Origin of the sequence: Actinocrinis sp. (genome assembly GCF_035650855.1) — a bacterium.
Lineage (GTDB): Bacteria > Actinomycetota > Actinomycetes > Streptomycetales > Catenulisporaceae > Actinocrinis.
Window position 1 is genome coordinate 1 of the sequence record NZ_DASRGV010000258.1, and the last position, 7965, is coordinate 7965.

The window sequence follows — 7965 nt, forward strand, 5'->3', positions numbered from 1 at the left end:
CGGCAGCAGCGGCTCGTACGTCTGGGCCGGAACCACCTACGCTTCCGGACAGGCCGACGCGTTCCGCACGCAGACCGGGCAGGGCGTCCACGACAACTTCGCGGCGGTCGACAATCAGAGTGAGAACCAGCCGTACATCGAGCTACCCGTATCCGACTGTGCGACAGGGCACTCCGGTTCGGCTGAAGGTGGCCGGAGTCGGTAATGTCCCGGCCGGCGTAACCGCCGTGGCGCTGAACCTGACCGAAGCGAATGCGTCCACCGGCGGTTATGTCGCCGCGTTCCCGGACGGCAACGCGCAGCCGACTGTGTCGAACCTCGACTTCGAGCCCGGTCCGGCCGTAGCCAACGCGGCGATCGTTCCCGTGGGCGCGGACGGGCTATATCGACCTGGCCGTCGCCGGCGGCCCGGTGCACCTCATCGCGGACATCTACGGCTACTTCAGTTCGGCGCCCGCCTCGTCGTACATGCCGGTCACGCCGTTCCGTCGGCTCGACACCCGCAAGAGCGCGGGAGCGGCGCTGCCCGGCGGCGACGCCTATCTGGTCGCGATGGACCAGGGACTCGGACGACTGGACCCGAACGCCGTGCTCACCGGAATCGTGGTCAACTCGACGGTCACCCAGACGACCGCTTCCGGGTACCTGACCGTGTTCCCGGACAACAGCGACGACGGGCAACAGACGGCGGTCGTGCCGAACACGTCGACGCTCAACTTCACGGCGAACAACACCGTGGCGAACCTCGGCTTCCCGAGATCCCGAGCGACAACACCGTCGACTTCTACAACGGCAGCGGCGGCAGCCTGCAACTGATCATCGATGTCTACGGGTACTTCGTCGCGATCGGTCCGTGACGCAATCATCGGGTGCTGCTGACCGTGCCGTTCGATCCGCCGGGTTCGGCTGATCGAACGGCACGGTCAGAGGCGCGGATCGACCGGTTCCGACTCCAGGGCGAGCACCGCGAACACGCTCTCGTGCACCCGGTAGAGCGGCTCGTGCGCGACGAAGCGCTCCAGAGCCTCCAAGCCCAGGGCGTACTCGCGCAACGCCAGAGACTGCTTGCGGCCGAGGAAGCGCTTGCGCAGCCGGGCGAGGTTACGCGGCTCCAGGTACTCGGGGCCATAGATGATGCGCAGGTACTCGGGTCCGCGGCACTTGACGCCCGGCTGCACGATCCGTCGTCCATCGTGCACCAGCGCGCCGTGCGGCTTGACCACCATGCCCTCGCCGCCGTTCCCGGTCATCCGCTCCCACCACGCTGTCGCGTCTGCGACCTGCTGCGCGTCACCGAGTTCGACGACGCGGCGGTCCGTGCGGCGGAACAGCTGCGCATCGGCGGCGCACAACCGGTCGAGCCGGTCCAGGTGCCAGCTGTGGTCCCGGGTGGCGTACACAGAGCCTTCGGCCGCGAGGATCTGGAACGGCGCGAGCTGCACGCCCTCCAAACCGGATGTCGGCCAGCAGTAACGGCCGTACGCGCTCGTGAATGACCTGGCGTCGGCCAACCGCTTAGACTGCTCCGCCTGCAGCCCGGCCACATCCAGGCCACGTGCCGCCGCCTGATCCAGCAACTCGACTGCCGTACCGAGCGAAGCGCGCGCGGCGGCGCCGACCGCGGCGTACTGGTCGCGCAGCAGGCCCATCGCCTTCGCGGACCAGGGCAGCAGCTCGCAGTCCAGCGCCAGCCAGTTCGTGGCCAGCTCGTCCCAGAGCCCTGCTTCGCCGAGGGCCTTGCGTACGCGGTTCAGCAGCGCCGCGCTGACCGCCGAGTCCTCGAAGAACGGCCGGCCGGTGCGGGTGACCACGACGCCGGTGGAGCCGTCGTCGACCCCGAAGCGCTCCGCGGCCGCCTTCTCGTCCTGGGCGAGAATCACCACCGCGCGCGAACCCATGTGCTTTTCCTGGCACACCACTGTGTCGACGCCGGCCTCGCGGAAGTAGTCGAAGGCCTGGTCCGGATGCTCCAGGAAGTCCTCGCGCGGCGTGGTGGCCACCGGGGCCATGGTCGGCGGCAGGTAGACCAGCCAGCGCGGATCGACCGCGAAGCGGCTCATCACCTCCAGCGCCGCCGCCGCGTTCTCCTCGCGCACGACCAGGTTGCCCATGAGCCGCGATTCGACGGTGCGCCGCCCGAGCACGTCGCCGAGGTCGAGCACGCTCGGCTCCCGGTGCACGCCGGAGCTTGAGTCGTCGGCGGTCAGCGGCCGGACCGGCTCGTACCAGACCTGCTCGGCAGGCACCGCGACAAGCTCACGCTCGGGGTAACGCAGCGCCGTCAGCTCACCGCCGAACACGCAGCCGGTGTCCAGGCAGATGGTGTTGTTGACCCAGGCTGGGCGCGGCACGGGAGTGTGGCCGTATACGACTACTGCCTTGCCGCGGTACTCGTTGGCCCACGGGTAGCGCACCGGCAGACCGTACTCGTCGGTCTCGCCAGTCGTCTCGCCATACAGCGCGAACGAGCGCACGCGGCCCGAAGCGCGGCCCTGGTAGGCCTCCTTGAGCCCGGCGTGCGCGACCACGAGCCGTCCGCCGTCAAGCACGTAGTGGCTGATCAGCCCGCGGCAGAACTCCGTGACGCGCTTGCGGAAGTCCTCGCTCTCCCGGCCGAGCTGCTCAAGCGACTCGGCCAGTCCATGGGTGTGCTGAACCTTGCGCCCGGTCAGCGCGCGTACCAGCTTGTTCTCGTGGTTCCCGGGCACGCACAGCGCGTGTCCGGCTTCGACCATGCCCATCACCAGGCGCAGCACTCCAGGCGTGTCCGGACCCCGGTCGACCAGGTCGCCGACGAACACCGCGGTGCGCGCCACGCCCGTCTCGGGATCGGCAGGCGGCAGCGCGTCGATCGGCCGGCCCTGCTCGTCTCGCACGAGCGCGTACCCCAGCCGGACGAGCAGCGACTCCAGTTCCGCGCGGCAGCCGTGTACGTCGCCGATGATGTCGAACGGCCCGGTCAGCTCGCGCTTGTCGTTGTACGCCTTCTCGTACTCGATGACCGCCTGCTCGACCTCCTCGACCGAGCGCAGCACGTGCACCTTGCGGAAGCCCTCGCGCTCCAGGCCGTGCAGACCCGCCTTGAGGTCCTTGCGCTGTCGCGTGATCACGTGCGGGCCGACCATCGCCCGCTCCGGCCGGCGCGCATTGCGCTCCCGGCACACGCTTTCCGGCAGGTCGAGCACGATGGCCACCGGCAGCACGTCGTGCTCGCGCGCGACCTTGACCAGAGCCTCGCGGGCGGTGCGCTGCACGCTGGTGGCGTCGATCACCGTCAGCAGGCCGCGGCGCAGCCGGACTCCGGCGACGTGGTGCACCAGCGCGAAGGCGTCCGCGGTCGCGCTCTGATCGTTCTCGTCGTCGCTCACGACACCGCGGCACACATCGGAGGAGATGATCTGCGTGCCCTTGAAATGCGTGCGGGCGAACGTGGATTTGCCCGATCCGGTGACCCCGACCAACACGACCAGGGACAGCTCCGGAATCGTCAGGGTCCTGGCAGCCGACTGCACGGCGACGGGCGGCGCCTCGATCGTCATGCCGCCACCTCCTTCGAGCCGGCGGTCAGCGCCGCATCCGTGAAAACAGCCATCTGCGTGGAGGGCCCGCGCTCGGGATCCACCTCGCCCACGGGTCGGTACTCGACCGCGTAACCGTGAGCCGCGCCGACCCGCAGGGCCCAGTCGGCGAACTGCGCGCGCGTCCACTCGAACCGGTGGTCACGATGCCTCATCCGCCCGGCCTCCAACGTCTCGTACAGCACGTTGTACTCAGCGTTCGGCGTGGTAACGATCACCGTCGACGGTCGCGCCGCGCCGAACACCGCGTGCTCAAGCGCGCCGAGACGCGGCGGATCCACGTGCTCGATGACCTCCATCAGCACGGCCGCGTCATAGCCCTTCAGCGCCGCGTCCGTGTACGTCAACGAGCCCTGCTTCAGCCTCATCCGGCGGGCGAGCATCTCGGGCTGCCGGTCAAGGCGCAGACCGCGTGCGGCGTACTGCAGGGCGCGCGCGGAGACGTCCACGCCCACGATCTCGGTGAAGAAGCGATCGTGTAGCAGGGCACGAAGCAGCGCCCCACCGCCACAACCCAGATCCAGTACGCGCTTCGCGCCGACGTCCTTGAGCGCGGCCAGCACGGCATCGCGGCGATGTGCGGCCAACGACTGCTTGCGCACCTCCGCGGCTGTGGGCTGCTCGGCCGGGCCTGGCGCGGGCTCGCCCTCCGCAGCGGTCTGCGACGCTGCCGTCGCGCCTTCGGCAGGCTCGCCTCCGACGGACTCGGCTTCGGCGGGATCGACGGCGTTGTCCAGCTCGCTCTCAGCGACCTCGTCAATCTCGGCGAGGCGCCCGAGCGCGGTGCGCACGAGGGCAGGGCGGCGTCCCAGGTAGCGGCGCGTGATCAGCTCGCGGTCCGGATGCCCCGGCAGCCAGGCCTCGCCCGCGCGCAGCAGCTTGTCCACTTCCTCGGCCGAGATCCAGTAGTGCTTCGAGCCGTCCAGCACCGGCAGCAGGACGTAGAGCTGGCTCAGCGCGTCGGCCAGCCGCAGCACTCCGGTCAGCGTCACATCGCAGTACCTTGACGCGCCCCAGTCCGGGAACGCCGGGTCGAGCGCGATCGGTACGGCGGCGACTTCCCAGCCCAGCGGTGCGAAAAGCCGCTCGACCAGTGCCGCGGCGGCCGGGACCGCGGGCAGCTGGATCGTCAGCGGCAGCGCGGTCGCGGCGAGCAGCGGCCGTTCCTTGGACGTGCCCCGGATCGCGGTGCGGAAGACCTGGCCGAGCGCGACGGCCAGCAAGGACGAGGCGGCGTACGGCCGGTCGTTGACGTACTGCGACAACGAGAAGTCAGCCGAGTCCAGGTTCCTGTTCTTGACCAGCGCGATCGGGTCGATCTCCAGCAGCAGCGCCGCCGTGCACGCCGCCTCGTCCGCCCGCGGGTAGAACACCTGCGAGCGCCCGAACGCGTGCTCGAAGCCCTGCACCCGCTCGGGGTTCTTGGCCAGCAGGTAGCCCAGGTCGGTGGCGGGCCAGTCGGCCCCGGGTGGGCGCGTCGCCGTGATCGTGACCAGCATGCGCACGAGTTTGACGCACCCCGGCGATCTGCGCCCACCGGTTTACCGGCCGTGTTTGCCCGCCGTAGCGTACGGCGCGGCCGCCTCAGGTCAGCTCGAGTAACGGGAACGCCCGGTGGCGGCGCGGCGGGACGAGGAAGTTCTGGCGGCGAGTGGCGGTGATGAAGCGCTCAAGGCCGTTGTCTGTCACCGCCACGTTGTACTGCGCGGCCAGGTCGAGCGAGGCCTGGTGGCTGCGCATCGTCGCGAAGAAGTCCGCGCTGGGCACGAACACGGTGAACTGGAGTTTCGGCTGGCTGCTGCCGTCGGGAACATCCATCGCGTCGAAGCCGGGTCCGTCCATCCGAATGTGGATCGGCGTCCCGTCGGCCGCGCGCGACGAGCGTTGCAGCGTCGAGAGATGGCCCATGCGGTGCTCGTTGCCCGGCGTGCCGATCCCCTGGGCGCTGGTCAGTGCGTCACCGGTGCCTTTGAAGGTGTTGTCGAGGAACGACGGACCGCCGCCGTTGGTGAACTGGTCCGGGTTGCCGAGCGAGGGCGGCGGGGTGGAGCGGAACATGTACTGCACGCGCTCGGTGAACGTGCCGTCGCTGCCGGGAGTGCCGGTGTCGTCGAGGTCGAAGAACTGGACCAGGTCGAGGATGTCGTGGGAGAGGTGCTGGATCGCGCCGTTGTCGAAGTAGTCCCCTGCGATGGCTGTGGTCAGCCGGGCCGAGGCGTTCCCGGCGAAGGTGGTGATGGCGGCCGGTCCGCTGCCGTCCACCTGCTGATCGGCGAAGCCCATCCACATCGGCGACTGCGGATGGATGAACGGGGCGAACGGCAGATCGTGCGTCGCCGCCACGAACCTGGGCAGCCCCATCTGCTGGAACATGGCCCGGCTCGCGGTGAAGGCGAGCAGGCCGGAGAACCGCGGCGAGGCGATCGACCGCCCGGCGATCGTGTTGCTGCCGCCGAGCCAGCTGACCACGTCCGCGACATACGAGTAGTCGTCGCCGCGCAGGGTGATCAGGATGTCGTTCGACTCGATCTGCACCGGCACGTTGAAACGGACCTTGCTGATGCCCGGGTTCAGCGAGGAGACGTCGGTGGGGCTCGGTACCGCCTCCTCCAAGACGTAGCGGCTGTGATTCGCGGCCAGGCGCGGCATCGCACTGGCGACGAGGCCGCCGTTCAAGCCGCCGGGCAGCCGGTTGAAGTACGGGATGCCGTAGGCGATGAAGGTGAAGATGCCGCCCGCCGCGAACGGGTAGTTCGCCTCGATGGTGTTCAGCGCGTTGGCGAGCATCCTCTGGTCGGCCTTGGTCGGGGTGCGCAGGAGTCGCGCGGTGAGGAAGGTCGTGTAGACCGGCCCGAAGCGTACCGGCACGCCGTTGATCGTCTGCGCCGGAGCGATGTAGTTGCCGATGTCGAACTGGATGTCAGGCAGCGACGAACCCGCGTTCATCGCGCCGGGCAGCGCCTCGCGGATCGGCACTCGGGCGGCGCGCCCGGTCAGCTCAAGAGTGCCCAGCGCCGCGGCGAGCGCCCCGGTGCCCTTGAGGACGACGCGGCGACTCGGCTGGCCGAGGATCGTGTGCACCGGCCGGGCCGGCGACTCGGCATCGGGCCGGGCAGTGAGCTGGTCAGTGGGCTGGGCAGCGGACTCGGCAGAGGACGGGGCATCGGGATAGGCCTGCGGTCGTGGCCGGTGCCGGACGGGACAGGTGGCTGGGGTGGGCGACGCGGGAGTCTGTTCTCCCGGAATCTCTGGTGACGACGACACGTGCGGATCCGCTCTCTCGGCGCTTCCCCCCTCCGCGGGCACGGTATATAAGGGACGTGCGACTCGATAGGACGGAAATCCCTTAGGTGGTTTGGGCGGGACCGCCGGCTCCGGCCGATCGCGCAGGTCGAGCGTCATCGCGTCCGTATACGGCGGCGACCGCGCCGGTGCGGCTGCTCACCCCGAGCTTGCGGAACAGATGGCTCTGGATGCTCTCCACCGTCTTGACCGAGATGTTGAGCGCGCGGGCGGTCTGCTTCACCGAGCTGCCCGCCGCGGCCAGGCTGATGATCTCGGACTCGCGCGCCGTCAGCCGCGCCGGGCGGCTGGCCGGCTGCCGCCGCAGCAGGCCGCGCCGGATCCCCTCGGCGACCGCCTGGGTCTCGCCGTGCACGTCGAGCTTGGCGAAGATGCGGCGCTTGTGGTTCTCCACGGTGCGCGCGCTCACGCCGAGCAGCTCGCCGACCTCGGTCGAGCGCCGCCCGAGGCTGAGCAGCCGCAGCACGTCGAGCTCGCGCGCGGTCAGCGGCGTGTCGACGACCACGGCATCGGGGAGGCAGCATGCGTGGTCGCAGCGCCGGGCCGCGGCCGGCTGTGCTTCGTCCGCGGCGAGCAGCACCACGCCGACCCGCGGATGCCCGCGCAGCAGACCGGCGATCAGCTCGCGCGACAGTGGATCAGGACTCTGAACGATCACCCTGAGGCGCCGCTCCGGGTGCCCGGTCTTCAGGACCCGCCGGAATCGCTCATCTTGGCTCCCAGTACCGCCGGACGCGGATCGGTGCGCCATACCGAACCGGGCCGGATCTGTCTGCCGCGCGCCGGGCGTTGGGCTTCAGTGGGTACGCTCGCGTGTGCGGCCTTGCGCGGAACGTAGCCGTACTGGACCAATCTGGCAATAGGTCTAGACAACTGCGTCAGATGTGTACCTTGGTCTTGCTGTAGCGCCCCTCAGAGCATGCGGTGCATGATGTGCAGCCCGACATAGCCTTCGCCCGGGTGGTGGAAGGCTTCCGGCACCGTGCCGACGATCTTGAATCCGAGGGACTCGTACAGACGCACCGCGTAGATGTTGGTCTCCACGACCGCGTTGAACTGGATCGCGCGGAAACCGGCGGCGCGG

Annotated in this window: 7 protein-coding genes; 2 read left to right on the forward strand and 5 right to left on the reverse strand. The window is 69.6% G+C overall.

Going from position 1 to position 7965, the window contains the following annotated elements; genetic code table 11:
• On the forward strand, positions 1–205 hold a 205-nt coding region (locus VFB40_RS18795), incomplete at its 5' end, for a hypothetical protein (protein ID WP_324852435.1).
• Between the two features lie 206 nt (positions 206–411).
• Positions 412–816 (forward strand): hypothetical protein, encoded by a 405-nt coding sequence (locus VFB40_RS18800; protein WP_324852437.1) that lies wholly within the window; start codon positions 412–414, stop codon positions 814–816.
• Between the two features lie 107 nt (positions 817–923).
• Here the strand turns inward: VFB40_RS18800 and VFB40_RS18805 are convergent, their stop codons facing one another.
• The 5 genes from VFB40_RS18805 to VFB40_RS28645 form a co-directional block, all read right to left on the reverse strand.
• Positions 924–3539, reverse strand: a complete 2616-nt coding sequence (locus VFB40_RS18805) for a polynucleotide kinase-phosphatase (RefSeq protein WP_324852439.1) — start codon at positions 3537–3539, stop codon at positions 924–926.
• Complete coding sequence (locus tag VFB40_RS18810) at positions 3536–5077, reverse strand: 3' terminal RNA ribose 2'-O-methyltransferase Hen1 (protein ID WP_324852442.1); 1542 nt, start codon at positions 5075–5077, stop codon at positions 3536–3538. The genes VFB40_RS18805 and VFB40_RS18810 overlap by 4 nt, the downstream gene beginning before the upstream one ends.
• A gap of 85 nt (positions 5078–5162) precedes the next feature.
• Positions 5163–6659 (reverse strand): DUF7405 family protein, encoded by a 1497-nt coding sequence (locus tag VFB40_RS18815; protein WP_324852444.1) that lies wholly within the window; start codon positions 6657–6659, stop codon positions 5163–5165.
• Between the two features lie 265 nt (positions 6660–6924).
• Entirely contained in the window at positions 6925–7539 is a 615-nt protein-coding gene (locus VFB40_RS18820) for a response regulator transcription factor (RefSeq protein ID WP_324852446.1), read from the reverse strand.
• Between the two features lie 254 nt (positions 7540–7793).
• On the reverse strand, positions 7794–7965 hold a 172-nt coding region (locus VFB40_RS28645; RefSeq protein WP_414642112.1), incomplete at its 5' end, for a GNAT family N-acetyltransferase.